This window comes from Snodgrassella sp. CS2, from assembly GCF_050310315.1.
Taxonomy (GTDB): domain Bacteria; phylum Pseudomonadota; class Gammaproteobacteria; order Burkholderiales; family Neisseriaceae; genus Snodgrassella; species Snodgrassella alvi_E.
Genome location: NZ_JBNPBA010000004.1, coordinates 103,049 through 122,447 on the forward strand (window position 1 = coordinate 103,049; position 19,399 = coordinate 122,447).

General features: G+C 44.1%; 17 protein-coding genes. 10 read left to right on the forward strand and 7 right to left on the reverse strand.

Annotation, left to right across the window (positions count from 1 at the left end; all coding sequences use genetic code 11):
* Positions 1-654: 654 nt before the first annotated feature.
* Genes ACQP6D_RS07140 through bioH form a run of 3 tightly spaced genes read right to left on the reverse strand, consistent with a single transcriptional unit; the run spans position 655 to position 3,125 of the window.
* Positions 655-1,545, reverse strand: coding sequence for a patatin-like phospholipase family protein (locus ACQP6D_RS07140; protein WP_427857796.1), 891 nt, complete (start codon positions 1,543-1,545; stop codon positions 655-657).
* A gap of 15 nt (positions 1,546-1,560) precedes the next feature.
* Positions 1,561-2,376, reverse strand: coding sequence for a class I SAM-dependent methyltransferase (locus ACQP6D_RS07145; RefSeq protein WP_427857797.1), 816 nt, complete (start codon positions 2,374-2,376; stop codon positions 1,561-1,563).
* Positions 2,373-3,125 carry a pimeloyl-ACP methyl ester esterase BioH gene (bioH, locus tag ACQP6D_RS07150; protein WP_427857798.1) on the reverse strand — a complete coding sequence of 251 codons (753 nt, stop codon included), beginning with the start codon at positions 3,123-3,125 and terminating at the stop codon, positions 2,373-2,375. The genes ACQP6D_RS07145 and bioH overlap by 4 nt, the downstream gene beginning before the upstream one ends.
* Between bioH and ACQP6D_RS07155 the strand changes: the two genes are divergently transcribed.
* The 6 genes from ACQP6D_RS07155 (at position 3,124) to ACQP6D_RS07180 (ending at position 11,260) form a co-directional block, all read left to right on the forward strand.
* Positions 3,124-3,834, forward strand: a complete 711-nt coding sequence (locus ACQP6D_RS07155) for a ComF family protein (protein ID WP_427857799.1) — start codon at positions 3,124-3,126, stop codon at positions 3,832-3,834. The two genes, bioH and ACQP6D_RS07155, sit on opposite strands and share 2 nt — an antisense overlap.
* 377 nt (positions 3,835-4,211) lie before the next feature.
* The gene (locus ACQP6D_RS07160) at positions 4,212-4,907 is read left to right on the forward strand and encodes a septal ring lytic transglycosylase RlpA family protein (RefSeq protein ID WP_323811353.1); all 696 of its coding nucleotides are present in this window, start codon (positions 4,212-4,214) and stop codon (positions 4,905-4,907) included.
* 78 nt (positions 4,908-4,985) lie between these two features.
* Positions 4,986-5,564, forward strand: coding sequence for a Holliday junction branch migration protein RuvA (gene ruvA, locus ACQP6D_RS07165; RefSeq protein ID WP_370389508.1), 579 nt, complete (start codon positions 4,986-4,988; stop codon positions 5,562-5,564).
* A 41-nt stretch (positions 5,565-5,605) separates the two neighbouring features.
* Positions 5,606-6,154, forward strand: a complete 549-nt coding sequence (locus ACQP6D_RS07170; RefSeq protein ID WP_370388727.1) for a 5' nucleotidase, NT5C type — start codon at positions 5,606-5,608, stop codon at positions 6,152-6,154.
* A 408-nt stretch (positions 6,155-6,562) separates the two neighbouring features.
* Positions 6,563-7,837, forward strand: coding sequence for a signal recognition particle-docking protein FtsY (gene ftsY, locus ACQP6D_RS07175; protein ID WP_427857800.1), 1,275 nt, complete (start codon positions 6,563-6,565; stop codon positions 7,835-7,837).
* A gap of 348 nt (positions 7,838-8,185) precedes the next feature.
* Positions 8,186-11,260: a reverse transcriptase domain-containing protein gene (locus ACQP6D_RS07180; protein ID WP_427857801.1), complete on the forward strand. Its 3,075-nt coding sequence runs from the start codon at positions 8,186-8,188 to the stop codon at positions 11,258-11,260.
* An 84-nt stretch (positions 11,261-11,344) separates the two neighbouring features.
* Here ACQP6D_RS07180 and ACQP6D_RS07185 read toward each other — a convergent pair whose 3' ends face one another.
* Entirely contained in the window at positions 11,345-13,444 is a 2,100-nt protein-coding gene (locus tag ACQP6D_RS07185; protein WP_427857802.1) for a M3 family metallopeptidase, read from the reverse strand.
* Positions 13,445-13,573: 129 nt separating this feature from the next.
* Here ACQP6D_RS07185 and ACQP6D_RS07190 point away from each other — a divergent pair, with 129 nt between their 5' ends.
* From ACQP6D_RS07190 to ACQP6D_RS07200, 3 genes are all read left to right on the forward strand, one after another.
* Entirely contained in the window at positions 13,574-14,131 is a 558-nt protein-coding gene (locus ACQP6D_RS07190; protein ID WP_427857803.1) for a gamma carbonic anhydrase family protein, read from the forward strand.
* A 10-nt stretch (positions 14,132-14,141) separates the two neighbouring features.
* Complete coding sequence (locus ACQP6D_RS07195; protein WP_180297426.1) at positions 14,142-14,282, forward strand: hypothetical protein; 141 nt, start codon at positions 14,142-14,144, stop codon at positions 14,280-14,282.
* Between the two features lie 183 nt (positions 14,283-14,465).
* A complete protein-coding gene (locus ACQP6D_RS07200; RefSeq protein WP_257377984.1) occupies positions 14,466-14,591 on the forward strand; it encodes a hypothetical protein in 126 nt (41 codons plus the stop codon).
* A gap of 464 nt (positions 14,592-15,055) precedes the next feature.
* Here ACQP6D_RS07200 and ACQP6D_RS07205 read toward each other — a convergent pair whose 3' ends face one another.
* Positions 15,056-15,550, reverse strand: a complete 495-nt coding sequence (locus ACQP6D_RS07205; RefSeq protein ID WP_144340436.1) for a hypothetical protein — start codon at positions 15,548-15,550, stop codon at positions 15,056-15,058.
* 168 nt (positions 15,551-15,718) lie between these two features.
* Here ACQP6D_RS07205 and ACQP6D_RS07210 point away from each other — a divergent pair, with 168 nt between their 5' ends.
* Positions 15,719-16,387 carry an IS1595 family transposase gene (locus tag ACQP6D_RS07210; RefSeq protein WP_100156625.1) on the forward strand — a complete coding sequence of 223 codons (669 nt, stop codon included), beginning with the start codon at positions 15,719-15,721 and terminating at the stop codon, positions 16,385-16,387.
* Between the two features lie 75 nt (positions 16,388-16,462).
* On the opposite strand, the gene tldD is transcribed toward ACQP6D_RS07210, so the two are convergent.
* A complete protein-coding gene (gene tldD, locus ACQP6D_RS07215) occupies positions 16,463-17,914 on the reverse strand; it encodes a metalloprotease TldD (protein ID WP_267403951.1) in 1,452 nt (483 codons plus the stop codon).
* Between the two features lie 387 nt (positions 17,915-18,301).
* Complete coding sequence (gene galE, locus ACQP6D_RS07220; protein WP_367419226.1) at positions 18,302-19,330, reverse strand: UDP-glucose 4-epimerase GalE; 1,029 nt, start codon at positions 19,328-19,330, stop codon at positions 18,302-18,304.
* Positions 19,331-19,399 lie beyond the last annotated feature (69 nt).

Here is a 19,399-nt window from a genome sequence, read left to right on the forward strand (position 1 = left end):
ACCGCCTCGTTTATCGGGGCGGTTTTCTTTATGGGTTTTCCATGATTATTATCAAAATTGCAGCAAAACAGCTATACATAGATAAGTATAAAAAGGTTCGACAGTGGGGTTCGGTAATGTCTATTGGTATGTATTCAGTTTATTTTATACTGGCTGCGTTACACATAAGCAGGAAATGCATTACCTGAATGACAGTTTTGTTTATAGTGCTTTGGCTGACTGTCTATATGATAAATGGAAGTATTTGGTTGTTGCTGATAACAATTAGATATTCATTTTGTAACAACTAAGCTTGCGTATATAAAAAACTAAAATGAATTGCCAGAAATAGTTTTATTCATATTATTCAACCAGTAGATTCACACAGATGGTTTCCTGCTTATACTAAATACAAACCGTGTAAATATCTTTTTATCATTTTTTAATAATGAAATTCTTGATTGCCTAAAAATCATTCAGTTTACAGTTAACGCTAATATTGTGAATTAGCTCATGTTGTTCATGGCATATGAATAAAACATTATTTATTATTTTAGTTAATAATCATTAAATTGCCACTATCATGGATTGCATTATTTTTAACAAGATTAACCAGAATAAAAACGCAGACTGCCACAGCGGCAGCCTGCATCCGATTACACGGGCACAGAGCGCTTAGTTAACCTGATATTTGGCCAGAACCGCGCGAATTTGTGGTAAAGCGGCACGCGCTGCTTGCTCACCCAGCTGAATAGCCTGCGTTTTCTGGTCGAAGCCGCCAACAGTACCCAGCTTCTGTACCTGTGGCCGGATAACCACCTGCGCTTTACTTAGCTCGCTGTTCAGTGCCGAAGCGCTCATGATATTCAGGCTCTGGTCTAAATAAGAAAAAAAGCCTTCACTGGTCAGGCGCGCCGGTTTGGCGGAAATATCCACCGCAATGACCACATTGGCACCAAGTTGTCGGGCGGCGGTGACCGGCACTGGTGCTACCAAACCACCGTCCACAAAACGTTTATTGCCAATTACCGTTGGCTGAAAAATATTTGGAATGCTTGCCGAGGCGCGTACAGCCTGTCCGGCATTGCCATTGTTGAACACTGCCATGCGGCCTGTACCGAATTCAGTGGCCACAGCACCAAAGCGGATAGGAAATTGCTGAATCGGTTTATTCTTTACCTTCGCATTGATGTAATCCTGTAGTTTCTGCCCCTTGATAAAGCCGGAAGTAGACAGCACCGGATCCACCAGATCGGTTTTATTTAGAATTTCTGCTTCCAGCTCCAGCCGGTCGGGGCTCATACCAGAGGCGTACATACTGCCTACCAGCGCGCCAGCACTGGTGCCAGTCACCACCCGTATCGGAATATGGTTTTCCTGTAAAACTTTTATCACCCCGATATGCGCAAACCCTTTGGAAACCCCGCCACCAAGTGCCAGCCCGATAACCGCACGCGGCTTGGTTGCCGGCGTTGGGGTGACAGGAGTAGTGCTTTTACAAGCAGAAAGACTACAGAAAACCGAAATAATCACAGCACAGGTACGCAGCAATACAGTAAATTTCATATTTATATTTTTATATTAAGGTTGGGAAGAGTGAGTGGAAGACGATGGATAAAACTGTATCGGTGCAACGTTCTCCGGAAGAATCTGTTTTTTCACACCATGTCCGTACACCAGTTCCAGCGTGACATTCTGTATATCTTCATTCTGCCACGCCTGTGCCAGAATACGTACAGCCTCAATTTCGTTGTCAAATTTCAGACTCTGCCACAGACCGGCTGTGCGCATATCTTCGATAAAGCGTTCTGGCTTAGTATATTGCAGCGTAAGCATATTCATATCCATCACCGGATCATAAAAACCGTGCTGATACAGCATGTCGCCAAGGTCGTGCATATCGAGTAGCCTCGGCGCGCTGACCACTATACCCGCAGCGCGCCACAGTGTCAGGACTTCTTTTAATGTATCCGGCCCAAAGTGGCTAAAAAACAGCAAACCGTCAGGGCGCAAAGCACCAGCCCAGTTTTCAATCACCGCTACTGCATCTGGCTGATGAATCAGACCAAGATTACTCCATACCATATCCGCCGCCTGATTATCCGGCAGCCGGTCGGATGCGATCTGTTCCGGCAGACTGCTATTGAGCTTCTGCCACCAGCTCTGTTTGGCTTTTCGAATCGCCTGTGCTGCCTGAAGATAGCAGCTGCGACTATCATATTCATGGAAACAAGCTTGTAGATAACGCATTTTAAGTAAGCGGTAGCTTTCATTGCCATCAGCGGCGGCCAGCAAAATGTGCTGCGGTGGCTGTTTCAGAATACTCAGGCGTTCGTCTAGCGTCGCGGCCAGATGTGCATGCAGAAACCAGTCTGGCTGGTGTGGCAGAGTTGTCATGTGTATTGTTCCCAAAACCGACCCAGTACACGGGCAAATTCATCAGGATGGCTTAAAAACGGTGTATGAGCAGCCTGCGGCAGCAGATGCCAATCACTCTGTGGCAGTTGCTGATGCAGATATTCGCCCATGCGTGGCGGTGTAATGGTATCGCGCCCACCGTAAACCAGCATTACCGGACAGTGTAAGCTATTGAGTAGCGGGCGTAAATCTGCCTGTTCTAACGCATGCAAAGCCGCGTTAAGAGCAACCGGTGCTCCGTACTGGCAAATGGCCGGCAGCAGATGCTGCATGCCGGTTTGTATCCCCGTATCCGCATACAACATCTGCAACTGTAGAAACTGTTGCATGTATTTGGGATAATCTATCCTGAATTTGTCTGCCATCTGATGCAGACTAATCTTTTGCAGGCCTTGCGGGTAGTCACTGCTGGCCAGTAATTTAGCCAGACTGGCTGTTAGACACAGCGTGGCAACCCTGTCTGGATAACGTGCGGCCAGACTGATGGCCACCATACCTCCCAGCGACCAACCAAGAACATGAGCCGGTTCAGATAACTGTGCCGCTAGTTGGTCGGCAATAGTATTTATATCAAAAGTGCCATCAAACGGCGCACTGCCATGGCCGGGTAGATCCGGTGTAAGTATATGCATTTGATTTGGCAGCGGCAGGTTGGCCAGAAAAGGGTCGAAAATATGATGATTGGCACCCCAGCCGTGTATCAGTAAAGTTTGAGAAGGTGTGATCATGGGAATAGTTTCATTACTTACTTCATTCTGGCACGCCTGTATCGGCAGGCCGCACTGTTTATTATGCCACGATTATGATGATGGCTCAGGCTTGTGCCATCCGTGCTGGCAGGACATAAGCAGCCTTCAGCGCCCAGAACGTGATATCTGTTTGCAATGCCATTCCGGCAATCTGACAGCGGGAACTTGTGGGCAATGCGGGCAGCATTGGCCGTTTGCTCGCCTCTATGCCAGTTACCGCTATGCCACTCCACTCCGACAAATACTCAGCGCGTACAAACATCAGCGCCAGCTTGCCCTGCTCGATACCTTGGCCGCATTGATGCTGGCACGGCCGCCACAGTGGCTGGAAACCGCACAAATAGACGCAGTGCTGGCCATGCCCTTAAGCCGTCAGCGGCTGTTTAAGCGCGGCTTTAATCAAAGCCAGCTGCTTGCTGCCAGCATTGCCCGCCATTACGAGTTACCGCTGCTGCCACCGTACTGCATTGATCGCTCCCACCGGCCGCCGCAGTCTACGTTGAAAAAATCAGCCCGTCAGCGTAATGTACGTGGTGTATTTCACTTGAAGCAGCCCGTAAAAAAACGTAACCTGTTGTTAATTGACGATGTTGTGACCACCGGCACAACAATTGCCGAACTATCGCAAACCCTTAAAAAATCGGGTGCCGCACAGGTTTTTGTTTGGTCGCTGGCTCATCCGGATTGAAAAAATCTTTGACAGACAAAGGCTTGTTTGGCATAGTGTCGCCCTGATAAATTACTGATTCAATTATTAACTGCGTTACCATTTCGGCTTTTTGCCGATTAGTAAGCAACTTTTGGAACCCGCCAATGTGCTGTATGAAACTGCAGCCAGTGTCAGTTCCTGCCAAATGAGGTTACTGCCTCTCCTGCCACTTTTTAGTGGCTGCCGCTGTTTTTTGCTGTCTTAGTATAAATACAGTTTTACCAGACTGACGTGTTGTCGTGGACAACAAAATCTGCATGTCTGGTGTTTGCGTCTTTTACTCACAGAAACGGAAATATGGTTTGATCAGGATTAAAGTATTATTTGTTAGCGTTGTCATGATACTGGGGTTAAGCATGGCCAGTGCCAAGCAGACCGCTCATCTGTCAGCGCCGGTTTATCATGCTAAAAAATCTCTATCTAATCTTACAGTAGCACCAGCAGAGCATCTGCATAAAACAGCTAACCTTAGCTATCAGGTAGCGGGCAAACGATATTACCCGTTACAAAAAGTGGCCAGTTTCAGTCAGGTAGGCCGAGCCTCCTACTATGGTCAGAATTTTCATGGGCGCCGCACCTCATCTGGAGAGCGGTTTGACAGCCAGATGCTGACAGCAGCCCACCCCACTCTGCCTATTCCCAGCTATGCCCGGGTAACCAATCTCTCAAACGGTAAGACAGTCGTCGTGAGAGTAAACGATCGTGGTCCCTTCCACGCAAACCGTGTCATGGACTTATCTTACGCTGCGGCGCAGAAACTGGGTTTCGTCCGTGCCGGCACAGCACAGGTACGCGTAGAACAGGTACTGCCCGGCGAAAGCCTGCAACCAGCCGGCAGTGGTGGCAACATTTATGTTGATTTACAGAAATTTGCCAACAAAGAGCTGGCACAGCAGTATCTGAAAGCAACCACACAGCATCTGCAGGCTGCTGGCAGCGCACAGCAGGCCAAACTGGTGAAAGTGAAAAACAGCTACGTTGTCCGTATGGGTCCTTTCCAGCAACAACAACGTGCTGATGAAGCCAGAAAATCCATGCTGACCACACTGTAAACTCAGCTACAAACTCAGACACAAGCCCGTGGTATTATGCACGGGCTTTTGTTTGTCCCGCGTCAGGAAAGGAACATAATGATTAGTCGTTTACGCGGTATCGTGCTAGAAAAAAATCCACCGATAGTGGTACTGGACGTACATGGCGTGGGTTACGAGGCTCAGGTGTCCATGCAAACCTTTTACAACCTACCCGCAGTCGGAGAAGAAACGGCGCTCTACACCCAGCTGGTGATACGGGAAGACGCCCATCTGCTGTTTGGCTTTGGCTCTCGCGAAGAACGCGAAACGTTCCGTGCACTTATCAAAGTAAGCGGCATCGGAGCCAAAAGCGCGCTGGGCATCCTCTCCAGCCTCAGCAGTGATGAACTGGCGGCCGCTATCGCCAGCGAAGACATCAAACGCCTGACCGCTGCTCCCGGAATTGGTAAAAAAACAGCCGAGCGTCTCGTACTTGAGCTACGCGGCAAATTAGCTGCCAGTGGCGATAGCCTAGGTTTGTATGCTGCCGAAGCTGCCACCGCAAACGAAGACATAATTAACACTTTGCTAGCCTTAGGCTATACCGATAAAGAAGCCCGCAGCGCCTGCAAAGACATACCAGCCGGTACCGACATCAGTGAAGGTGTACGACTTGCGTTAAAAAACATGTTATAAACATTACTCTGATAATCGCAGACCCCACTACAGGAAATCGTATGGCAGCCAAATTGATTTTACTTGATCAGGATGGAGTTCTGGCTGATTTTGAGCAGGGTGTAAGACAGCGCTGGCAGCTAACCTACCAGCAGCCCCTACCCCTGCCAGAACGCCGACATTTCTACCTGCGTGAAGACATGGCGCCACAGTATCACCAACAGCTGACACAGATTTACAGCAGTAAGGGTTTTTTTGCCTCCCTGCCACCCATGAATCAGGGTATTCAGGCGGCCAGACGCTTACTAGAAGCAGGACACGACGTACGCATCTGCACCTCACCTATCGATGACTATCATTACTGCGTATCCGAAAAATTTGACTGGGTCGCCCGCTACTTAGGTGATGAATGGCTAAACCGCATCATTTTAGCCAAAGACAAAACATGGATTCGCGGCGATATCCTCATTGATGACAAACCCATGATAAGCGGCAGCCTGCAGCCACAATGGCAGCACTGGATTTATGATCAGCCCTACAACCGCAATGCAACCAACATCCATCGTGTAAACTGGCAAAAACCGGAAAGCTGGTCAGAATTATTGCAGTAACGCGGCAATAACAGCATTCATAACTGCATCAATACTCGTAACAGTAATCCGGAACATCACTACCAATTGCAACCAGTGAACAAATGCGAATAAAAACTAACGTCAGCAGCTATTTCAGAAATGCACAGTGCTTTCATTAGCATGGCGGAAGGAAAATCCATCCGTTTATAGACCGCTTCGGCACTACTGTCTGCCAGCATGGTTGAACCTGCCAACAACATAAGTAGAAAAAAACCTTCGTGACTGAGAAAACTCAAATACCGGCAAACCAAACCGGCCGTATAAACAGGTCTAAATACCATAACACATTATCAAACCAGCGGCTCTAAGCTACAATAGCACCCATATATTCATTACCAAAGACAAGCTTTTACAGAACTTTGGTTCACCTAGCATCAGGAATAACCCATGTTTGGATTTTTTAAAAGAAAAAAAAATACAGAGTCAGAGCAAGAACAAGCCAGCGTTAACCCCGCGCAGCCGGAATCAGTAGAGCAACCCGATACAGCGGCTGAAACTCATACTCAGCCTGAACCGGCTGCTACTCACCAAAGCGTAGAAGAGCACACAGCGAATGTAGCCGTCTCCGAATCTACAGCTACCGAAACAACAGAAGACATCATCGTACCGGCTGCTGTAGATGAACCGGCCGCCATTGCTACCAGCACGGAATCAGAAGTTGTTCAGGCTCCGGCCAGCGAAAACACCATAGTGATTCCAGTAGAAACCACAGAAATACCTAGCGAAACAGACAAACCAGCTCGACTGGGCTGGGCAGCACGGCTCAAACAGGGTCTAAGCAAATCGCGCAACCAGATGGCCAAATCGCTGGCGTCTGTATTTGGTGGCGGCAAAATCGATGAAGACCTGTACGAAGAGCTGGAAACAGTATTGCTCACCAGTGATATGGGTATCGAAGCCACCGAAAAACTACTGGCACAGGTACGCCAGCGCGTTACCCTGAAAGGATTGAAAAACGGAAACGAACTGCGCAGCGCCCTGAAAGAAGCCTTATATGAATTACTGCAGCCACTTCAGCAGCCTTTGTCCATACCTGCTGATAAAAAACCTTTTGTTATCATGATGGCTGGTGTAAACGGAGCAGGCAAAACCACCAGTATCGGCAAACTGGCCAAATATTTTCAAAGTCAGGGTAAAAGCGTCCTCTTGGCCGCAGGCGACACATTCCGCGCAGCTGCGCGCGAGCAATTACAGCAATGGGGTGAGCGCAATAACGTAACCGTAATTGCGCAGGAATCCGGTGATTCTGCTGCCGTCTGCTTCGATGCCCTTGAAGCAGCCAAAGCACGAGGCATCGATATCGTACTGGCTGATACCGCTGGCCGCTTGCCAACCCAGCTGCATCTGATGGAAGAAATCAAAAAAGTAAAACGCGTGTTGCAAAAATCATTACCCGAAGCACCACACGAAGTCATGCTGGTACTCGATGCCAACGTCGGCCAGAACGCTATCAATCAAGTAGTCGCTTTCGACGATGCCCTTGGCTTAACCGGCCTGATCGTTTCTAAACTGGATGGCACCGCAAAAGGCGGTATCCTCGCCGCACTGGCCGCCAAACGCCCGATACCAGTACGCTTCATCGGTGTAGGCGAAGGCATCGACGATTTACGCCCGTTTGACGCCAAAGCATTTGTAGATGCATTGATTGAGGATGAGGAATAAGCTTTCTGGCAAGAAAAAAGCTGGCTGTTAATCGAAACAGCCAGCTTTTTATATATCCTAACAATAGTATTCCCATTACTTTACATCAGGAATAGAATTAAATTTTTAATGAAAAAAGTTAGTTATTTTGCATCATTGAATTTTATATTGGAGATAGTTCAACCAGTAAAATAAACATCCAGAATTTGTAAATGAAAACTACAATACTCAGATCAATTCAAATTATTATGAATAAAGGGAAATTTCAAAATATAATTATTGCAAACAGAAAAAAGCTATCTTAGATAGTCACCATAAAACGTGCTTTCTTATTGTTCAATTACCAGGAATTGTATAGGGGTCATATAAGTGGAAATAGATAACAAAATCATTAAGCAGGCTTATTTATATTTAAAAAATTATATATATTATGACAATTTAAATCTATTTTTAAAACAGAAGATTGCCGAATTTGAGACCGACAATCAAATAAAAAATCAAATAAAATTAGAGAAAAAGTTTGAAGAAATTGTTAACTATTTAACACACAATGATACAACCCAATTGAACAACTGGCTTGAACAGATTGATTTTCATATATTGCCAAAGCAAGTAGATTTCGTGGATTGTGATAATAAAAAACCCCAAGAAGGTTTATTTATCAGTAATGTAAAAGAAAAAGAGTCATATGTAGTAACAAAAATTAATTATTTGATTGATGCTCCTATCGCCTTACATATAATTGATACGCTCTGGTGTTTGTATGTGGGGCCAGTACTGGAAGCAGAAATTAGTAAAGATAATTATGGTAACCGCATGTCTGCATCTGCTTTGAGGTTTGCGAAAAATCAAGGCAGCCATAACGAAAAAGTTCTTTTTAAATATTTTATCAAACAATATAATCGCTGGCGTGATCAGTCCATTCAGATTGCAAAAGACCTGTCTGAAAACAAAGATGATGTAGCCCTACTTTCATTAGATTTAACTTCTTATTTTTATCAAATTAATCTAGATATTAATGATATTAATGGTCGTATTGAAAAATTTTATAAAAAGGGTAGTGATTTATCAATATTGGCAACTAAGTTAAATAACACAATCGGGCAAATATATGCTGCTTACCGCGAAAAAATATCTGCTTACCTGCAAATAACACATGATGATTCAAGTCAAAAACAGTTACTGCCGATTGGTCTCGCCTCTTCTGCAATAATTGGTAATTGGTATTTATCTGATTTTGATAGAGAAATTAGTAAAACTGTTAACCCAATATATTACGGAAGATATGTTGACGATATACTCATCGTAATCAAAAATGCATCAATCCATAATGATTCAACCCATAATGATTCAGATCCCATTGACGCATTTATCAAAAAATATTTTGGAAAGATTTTGATTCATGAAGAAGCAAAAGACAACGAACAAAATCGATATTCTATAAAAATAAAAGATAATTATCTTCCCATTCAAAAAGATAAGCTAATCCTACAATTTTATGATAAAACACACAGCCGAGCTGCATTAGATATATTTAAAAAAGAGTTGGATGAAAGAAGCAGTGCATTTAAATTTTTGCCCAGTGAACATATCCATAAAGAGCTTGAACATTTCGCTTATGATGTGCTCTATGAAGGATCTGCCAATAAATTACGCAGTATAGTTGGCATTGCAGAAAATGAAACCGAGCTGGCTAAATATCTTGCCAGCCATATTACTGCGCATCGTCTTTGTAAGATTGATGATAAGTTCATGGTTTTAAATCAAATTAAACTTTTTTTCAAAGGAAAGAATGCATTACAGTTTTTTAGATTATGGGAAAAAATATTCCAATATGCAATTATATTAAAATGTCAGTCCTTTATTAATTATTTCCATTTATATATAAATAAAGAAATTGAAAAAATAAAATATAGTAAAAAAGATTCAAATAAAATTAAAACCGAAACCGAAACCGAAACCGAAACCGAAACCGAAACCGAAATCGAAATCGAAACCGAAATCGAAACTGAAATCGAAACTGAAATCGAAACTGAAATCGAAACTGAAACTGAAATCGAAACTGAAATCGAAACTGAAACTGAAATCGAAACTAAAATCGAAACTAAAATTCACAATGATTTAGAAAGTTTCAGCAATATCGCATTAGCGATTAGTTTGGGATTAACCAATCTAGAAGATTTAGAAAAAAAACACTGTAAAGAAATTTCAAATTTTGCTATACAGTTTCGTCAGGCGAATCTAATCCGTCATCATCTTGTAGCCTGGCCATTAATTAACTATACCGACACTAATCAGGATCTGACTGACGAAAATAGTTATCTAGATGATGCTGATATTGAGTTGAATCGTGATAAAGTTGAATATTCTCCACGGTTTATTCATCCTGATGAATGGCAGTTATTTGATTTAAAGAAACAAATTTCAAAAAATACACTCTATGATTGGATCGAAAAAACTATTGAGGGATATAATGAAAACAAGAATAATAATGAACAATCAACAGCAATAGCTTTCAAAAAAATAGATGAAAAAAAAGAAAGTATTAATAAATATAGCTTGATCATAAAAGATACGTACGCCCAAAATAAAGACAATACATTAACTTTGGTCATAGCTAATCTGAAAGTAAATGAAGCAGACATCAATTCGGCTATTCGAAAAGACCAAAAAAACAATATAACTTTTCAGCGGCAGGAAGATCTATACTTTATTCTGAATTCTGCTTTAAAAGAAAAAGCTGATCTTCTGGTGCTGCCTGAAGTTGCCATCCCCGTAAGCTGGCTGCCATTTATGGTCGCTTTTGCCCGAAGGCATCAAATCGGTTTAATATTTGGTCTAGAGCACTGGGTTATTGAAAAATGTGCTTATAACCTAATTATCGAAGCTCTTCCTTTTAAAAATTCAGAAAAATATAAATCTTGTGTGGTTACCGCGCGTATAAAAAATCATTATGCACCCGCTGAAATGGAAATGATTGATAGTTTGCGTCTCGAAGTGCCTAAAAGAAAATCTTATCAAGATGTTTTTTACCATAAAGTATCTTGGCGAGGTGTATCTTTTGCCACTTATAACTGCTTTGAGCTTTCTGATATTACTCACAGAGTGTTATTCAAATCAGAAATTGATTTATTAATAGCATGTGTATGGAATAAAGATACCAATTATTATCAGCACATTCTTGAATCAGCTGTAAGAGACTTGCATTGTTATACAGTTCAGGCCAATACCTCTCAGTATGGTGGTTCATGTGTTTTACGACCAACCAAAACAGAAAATAAAACCTTATTGTTTGTAAAGGGAGGAGAAAATGCTTGTATATTAACAACTCGTCTGGATATCAAAAAACTTCGGGAGTTTCAGTATAAATCCAAGCCATCCAGTAAAGATGAGTTCAAGCATCTACCCCCCGGTTATGATTGCGAAGCGGTGCTTGATAGATGAAATGAATTTTATTTGCAACAAGAAAAAACAATCAAATATAGAAAACGCGGTACAAGCACCGCGTTTTCTATATTTCAATAAAATTCAGACAGCTTCGTCCAAGCCACAATGGCGTAGCAATGCATCAATACTGGGTTCGCGGCCACGGAAAGCTTTGAACGATTCCATGGCAGGGCGTGAGCCGCCTACGGCAAGAATCTCATGCCAGAAGCGTTTACCGGTAGCAGACGCATCAGCTTCTTCTTCAAAGGCCGCATAGATATCAGCCGATAGAACTTCTGCCCAGCTATAGCTATAGTAACCAGCAGAATAGCCTCCGGCAAATATATGGCTGAAAGAATGGGCAAAGCGGTTAAAGTCTGGTTGCGGCATCACCGCAACCTTGCGACGTACATCCCGCAATGTTTGCTGCCAGTCACAGCCAGGCTGGCTGTAAATTTCCATATCAAACAGTGCAAACTCCATCTGGCGCAAAATAAACAGTCCAGTTTGGAAATTTTTAGCAGCCAGCATTTTGTCGTACAGTTCTACAGGCAGGATGGCACCAGTGTCCTGATGGCTGCTCATGCCAGCCAGTACATCGTATTCCCACACAAAATTTTCCATAAACTGGCTCGGCATTTCCACCGCATCCCACTCCACACCGTTGATACCGGATACGCCCAATTCATCCACCTGAGTCAGCAAATGGTGCAAGCCATGGCCAGTTTCGTGAAACAATGTCAGAATTTCTTCGTGGCTCAGACGCGCAGTATTACCAGCTACAGGCGGAGTAAAATTGCACACCAAATAAGCGATCGGTGTTTGAAGCTGGCCGGCATAATGACCATCAGTGAATCGGCGGCGGCCGCGATAATCATTCATCCATGCGCCGCCACGTTTGCCGGCACGTGCATACAGATCCATGTATACCCCGCCGATAATGGCGCCACCCTGTTCTAGCTCAAAATAACGAACATCGGGATGCCATACCGGAACCTGTTTTTCAATAAAATGCACCCCATACAGCTTATCAATCTGTGCAAACAGACCAGCCAGCACGCGGTCTGCCGGGAAATATTTTTTCACTTCTGTTTGGCTGAAAGCATATTTGGCCTGCCGCAGCTTTTCGCTGGCGTAGGTTACATCCCATGGTTGTAACTCATCCAATCCCAGATGCTCATGCGCATATGCTTTCACTTCGGCCAGATCTTTCTCAGCAAATGGTCTGGCGCGGCTAGCCAGATCCTGTAAAAAGGCCAGCACCTGTTGTGGCGTATCAGCCATTTTGGTGGCTAAAGACAGCTCAGCATAATTCTGGAAGCCCAATAAGTGTGCTTCACGAGTGGCTATTTCAAGGATACGGTTAATATTAGCTGTATTGTCCCATTTAGCCTCACCTAATTCGCTGGCACGGGTAGAATAAGCATGATAAAGCTGCCGTCGCAGCTCGCGATTATGTGCATATTGCATCACAGCCAGATAGTGCGGCATCTGCAGGCCGATTTTATAGCCAGTTTTACCTTCGGCTTCTGCCGCAGCAGCAAACATGGCCAGCGCTTCTTCCGTCAGACCGCTAATTTCACTGTCGCGAGCAAAATCAGCCTTACTGCTGCAACCACTAGAAGTATTCTCTTTACCTGCTAGCTCCTCACCATTGGCAAAATACAAAGCAAAAGCATCTGTAGCATCCAGTACATTCTGGCTGAAAGTAGCGGAAAGCTGAGCGCCCTCTGCCTGTAAAGCGGCAAATTCAGCTTGTTCCGCTGCCGGCAGTTCCGCACCGCTCAGTACAAAATCCCGTAAATCGTGATTCAGCTTGGTTTGCTGAGCGGCACTCAAATGAGCATATTCATCACTGGCCTTAATACTCTTAAAGCGTTCGTATAAATCAATATCCTGACTGATGGCGGTAAAAAACTCACTTACTTTCGGCATCAGGCTATTATAGGCATCACGTAGCTCAGGTGTATCAGCCACACTGTTTAAATGGGCAATCACTCCCCAGATACGGCCGGCACGTTCGGTAATATTGGTCAGCGCTTCTACCGTATTATTCCAGTTTACTTCGGGTTGTGCTTTCAGCTTTTTAATGGCTTCATTGGCCTGAAGCATGGCTTCAGTCATAGCCGGTTCGATATCAGCGGCACGAATGGCATCAAATCGCGGTTCGCTGTCCAGATTCAACAAAACATTTTCAGACATAGTATTCTCTTGAGAAAAATACCTGTAAATTTGCGGTTTTTCAGGTAAATCGGGTGGAAAAGGCAGGAGCTGCTGTTTATCTTCTGCTATAAACACTGTTGCATAATGCAACAGGATAAGGTCAAAAACATGAAAAACAATATTCGTTCTTATTTAGATACGCAACCACAAATTGCGCCAGATTGCTTTATCGACGATACAGCAGTGGTTATCGGCAATGTGATTTTGCACGAACAGGTATCCGTGTGGCCGTTTGCGGTGATACGTGCCGACGTAAACAGTATGCAGATAGGTGCTCGGAGCAATATTCAGGATCACTGTATGCTGCATGTAAGCCATAAAAGCGCAGACAAGCCTGAAGGCTCACCGTTACGGATGGGTGAAGATGTCACTATCGGTCATCATGTAAATTTGCATGGCTGCACCATAGGCAACCGCGTGCTAGTAGGAATTAGTTCTATCGTACTAGATGATGCCGTAATCGAAGATGAGGTGATGATTGGCGCTGGCAGTCTAGTGCCACCACGCAAACGTCTGGCCAGTGGCTATCTGTACATGGGTTCTCCCGTACAGCAGATCCGCCCTTTAACTGAAAAAGAACGCGAATTTCTAAAATATTCTGCTGCGCATTATGTCAGATTGATGCAGAATCACCAATCAACCCAGAATATAAAGCATATTGAATAAGGAAGCTAACATGAAAAAAATTCTGTCTTTAAGCCTGTTGTGCTGTACATTTTTACTGGCAGGTTGTGCTGCTGACGGAGGTAATAGCAGCCATACAGAAGTTTACGGCCAACTCAAAGGCGGCGTGGAAACGTCTCATACCAGTCATTAAATTTATAGGTCAAGTAAATTTTGTTGGAATACGAACAATTTAGCAGGTTAAGCCAATAGTGTCGTAAAATGGATATATTATGCAGTTTGAAAGTGAAAAATTTACCTAGAGTAATTGTTATATTAATAAAGTTAAGCTAGATTAATAAAACAGCTTTTCAAACCAACCATAAAGGACACAATGATGAAAAAATTATTGGGATTGAGTGCAGTTTTAGCTGCTCTGTTACTGTCTGCTTGTGCAACCACAGATTCTGGTACCAAAGCCGCTCCTTACAGCGATGTACAGGCTGCAGTAGAATCTAACTAAGCGTTACAGATAAGTAAGTGGTATGCTTGCCTGACCACAAATCAGGCGGACATACCACTTTTTTATTTCTATATTTGATGGTAGTAAATCTGTCGCAGTGATTGCCATTTTGTCTTGAAGCAAACTCAACTGCCGGAAAAAAATTCTTGCGGTCTGAGCATAATCTTTTTGTCAGACCAGAAAAATCATAGCTGCAAATAATTCTGTTTAGCCAATAAAAAAGAAAAATTAACTCAATCATATTAAGATGCCGGCATAATCCAGCGATATTGGTTACCGCATCCACTAAAAACAGATATCGTATCTTCTCCTTTAACCACACTAAAGTAATCGGCTCAACTCATCTCAAACATATAAATACCAGCTGTTTTGTTTTAGCTGATATGTTTATGTTAACGCACTATGTTCCTGCCGGCTGGAATACCAGCAGGATGAAAAACTATTCAGTCAGCACTTGATAAAAATCAATTGCCACCAGCCTGTACATTTACCAATGGCGTAGTCGAACCATCTGCATGTACCTCCAACAGCGTTACACCACATTGTGCCGAAGCAGAAGATGCAATCGCCTCATAATCATGACCAGGTTTGGCTACAAATGTTAATTTATTACTCTGGCAGGACGGCTCGTTATAAATAACGGATCCGTTTTGATGAGTATCATTGACGGTAGTCAGACCCATATAAGCATTAGAAATGGTTATCGGTATATTGGCCGGAATCGTGAATTCGCGATAAAACAGCTTAGACAGATTATGATTATGCTGTTTCATCGTTTCTATCGTAGACGTTGCAGGGATACCAATACTGCTGTTTCGGGCTATGTGCAAAAAAGAGGTAAAAGCTCCGCTCAGATTGCCGCCAGCTGTTTCTTTCACCAAGTGCCCCTCATAGCTGTATCTCATATTGGTGGGTTTTTGGTTTTGCCCGTACAGGCGGATACGGGCCTGCGGTGCCATCTCAGAGGAAGCCTCCTGCGCCATAACAGAACTAAAGTTTAGGCTTAAAATTACACACATTATCAAAGGTTTAATTAGACTTAGATTCGATTTAATGATACGGTTAATACGCATGTTGTCGCTCACAGGGTAACTTAGGTTAAATAAATAATATGGTAAAGTAGTATTATGAAAGTATTTAACAAATATTACTATCATGCTCACATAAATGAGGCAAAATTTCGCCATATTATACGCTTGTTTGTAGAAGATTTACCTGCATCAAAGATTGCTCAGTTAAGTGACGTGAGCCGAATTAGTGTCAATAAACTGATGTATAAACTGCGCAGCCGCATCGTGTTGCTCACAGCTATGGATTCGCCTGTAGATTTTGACATGACTATCACTGATGATTACATTCAACCGTTCAGTGACAACCACGACGGCATCGCGGATAAAAATTTCGTGTGTGGACTATTGTGGCGTAATGACAAAGTCCATGTAGAAATTATCCCCGAACGATATCGTCTAATGCTACAGGAGGTAATTCGAGGTAAGCGAGATATTCGTACCGTGCAGCCTGCACGCAGTTGGTATCCGTATGATATGCTGATTGACGTTGAAGAAAATAAACGAGCCCGCCTGCATCATAGCGATGAAAGCCTGTTGGCGCATGAGGAAAAAATCCATCAGATTGCTGCCTTCTGGTCTTTTGTGACACGGCGGCTAGCGATGTTCAACGGAATAAATGTAGATAAATATTATTTACACCTGAAAGAGTGTGAATTCCGCTTCAACAACCGCCATGAAAATCTGAGCACTCTGTTGCTAAAAGAATTTACACGTAATCCATTATAAAACTACACTACAGCCTGCTAAAAACAAAAATGGGCACCAAATGGTGCCCGCTATGATTTACCAGTTTTACTCCGTTCAGGTCTGGCTGCCGCCCACAGTTAGTCCGGCATCAATGCGTAGCGTTGGTTGTCCCACCCCTACCGGCACACTCTGTCCGTCTTTACCGCACACACCTACACCACTGTCTAAACGGCTGTCATTACCAATCATACTCACATGTTTCAAAACTTCAGGTCCACTGCCGATAATAGTGGCGCCCTTTACCGGATACTGCAGCTTACCATTTTCAACCCACCAAGCTTCTGAAGCACTGAAAACAAATTTGCCACTGGTAATATCAACTTGCCCACCGCCAAAATTCACCGCATACAAACCTTTATCCACAGAAGCAAGAATTTCTTCTGGATTAAGCACACCATTTTCCATATAAGTATTGGTCATGCGCGGCATCGGTGCCGAAGCATAGTTTTCACGGCGCCCATTACCGGTAACCGGTACACCCATCAGACGAGCATTGGTTTCATCCTGTAAATAGCCACATAAAATACCATCTTCAATCAGCACCGTGCGCTGGGTGGCATTGCCTTCATCATCTATATTCAGCGAACCACGGCGCTCAGCTATATTACCCTGATCCACCACCGTTACGCCTTTGGCCGCTACCCGCTCACCCAGACGGCCAGCAAAGGCACTGGTGCCCTTGCGGTTAAAATCACCTTCCAGACCATGTCCAACTGCCTCATGCAGCAGCACACCCGGCCAGCCGTTGCCCAATATCACCGTCATCGATCCGGCTGGAGCCGGCCGTGCTTCCAGATTGGTCAGCGCCTGTGCCACAGCAATATCCACATACTCTTTAACTTTGGCCTCATCGAAATAGCCCAGATCAAAGCGGCCACCTCCACCGCTACTGCCTTGTTCACGCCGTTCACCCTGCTTCGCAATCACTGTAACCGACAAACGCACCAGCGGACGGACGTCAGTGTGTATCCGGCCATCCAGCCGTGCCAGATAAATCAGCTCATGTTCACATACCAGACCAGCCATTACCTGCACAATGCGCGGATCCGCAGCTTTAGCCAGCGTTTCTACCCGCTGCAATAAAGCCACTTTCGCAGCCGCATCCAAGCTCAGCATCGGATTAGCCATTCCGTACAGCGGCTTGGCCAGATTTCGCGTTTGTAAACCAACTGAGCGTTGCTGGCCAGCCTGACCAATTGCCCGTACCGCCTGCGCCGCATCGGTTAACGCCTGCACGTTTAGATTATCCGCATAAGCAAACGCCGTTTTTTCTCCGCTGACTGCACGTACCCCTACACCCTGCTCAATCTGAAAACTGCCCGACTTCACCATGCCTTCTTCCAAATGCCAGCTTTCATAAGTACTGCGTTGACAGTAAATATCGGCATAATCAATATGATGTGCGCTCATCAAAGACAGCGCATGAGTAAAGTCAGCAACAGCCAGCTCGTTATCGGCCAGTAACTGTTGATGTACAAGTTGAGCGGTTGGAGTAGAAATAGGCATGTGTGATAACAGATAGAATTGTGACAAAAAGCACAAACAGAGAAAGGGTTTAAACACAAAATAACTGTGGGCAATTATACCGAAAACAAGAAGTGTCTGGGTAAATGCCAGCTACCACCCTCAAACACAAGCAGCATTTTATGCCCATGATACAAAAACAATATGTAAAAACAAAAATTGTTATTGATAATAATTCTCATTATATTATAATAAGCATCACCAGTTAGTTAGCAATAGTTAACCGGTAAAGACCTCAAGCATCTTTCAACTTTATCTCAGGAGCGGCTTAGCGATTAGCGTTAAATTTTGCATCAAAACTCAAAAACCGAAAACACCAGACCCACTGCATAATCAGTGGGTCTGGTGCTTTAAACATAGTTTAGGTATTCAAGCTACAGCATCAGCCCCATAGCCTTGCGGATTTTGCTGTTGCCAGCGCCATGCATCCGCCATCATACAGGCAAGATCACGCTGTGCCTGCCAGCCCAGCTCCTGCGCCGCACGCTCAGGGTTGGCAAAACATACAGCAATATCACCCGCGCGACGTGGTACAATCTGATAAGGGATTTTTTGTCCACTGGCTGCTTCAAAAGCACGCACAATCTCCAGCACCGAATAGCCCTGACCTGTACCCAGATTGTAAATATGTACACCGGAGCGATTTGCAGTAGCCTGCATAGCAGATAAATGGCCATCAGCCAGATCCATCACATGAATGTAATCGCGCACTCCTGTGCCATCCGCTGTCTCATAATCGTCACCAAATACCGACAACTGAGCCAGCTTACCCACCGCTACCTGACAGATATAAGGCAATAGATTATTCGGAATTCCGTTCGGGTCTTCACCCATCAGTCCCGATTCATGCGCACCCACCGGATTAAAATAACGCAGTAGCGTCACACTCCAGCGTGCATCGGCTGCCTGAATATCCATCAGCATCCGTTCCACCATATACTTCGACGTACCATAAGGGTTAGTTGTGCCGCCGGTAGCTGCACATTCATCAATAGGTACAGTAGCTGGCGTACCGTAAACCGTAGCCGAAGAGCTGAATACCAGATTAAATACACCAGCTTTAGCCATTTCTTCTGCCAGAATCAAACTGCCGCTGACATTATTATCATAATATTTCAGAGGCTCGCGCACACTTTCGCCCACCGCTTTCAGACCGGCGAAATGCAGAACATTTTCAATTCTGTGCTGAGCAAAGATCTGTTGCAGCAAACCACGATCACGAATATCCCCCTGATAAAACGTGACTTCCTTGCCAGTAATCTCTTTGATACGCTCTAAAACTACACTTGAAGCGTTGCACAAATTATCAATAATAACCACATCGTGGCCGGCATTTAACAACTGAACTGTAGTGTGAGAGCCAATAAAACCAGCACCACCTGTTACCAAAATGGCCATAAATTATCCGTAATAATGGAAAAAAATAATAAAATTAATTAATATTAAAGAGATACAACTTATCCAATA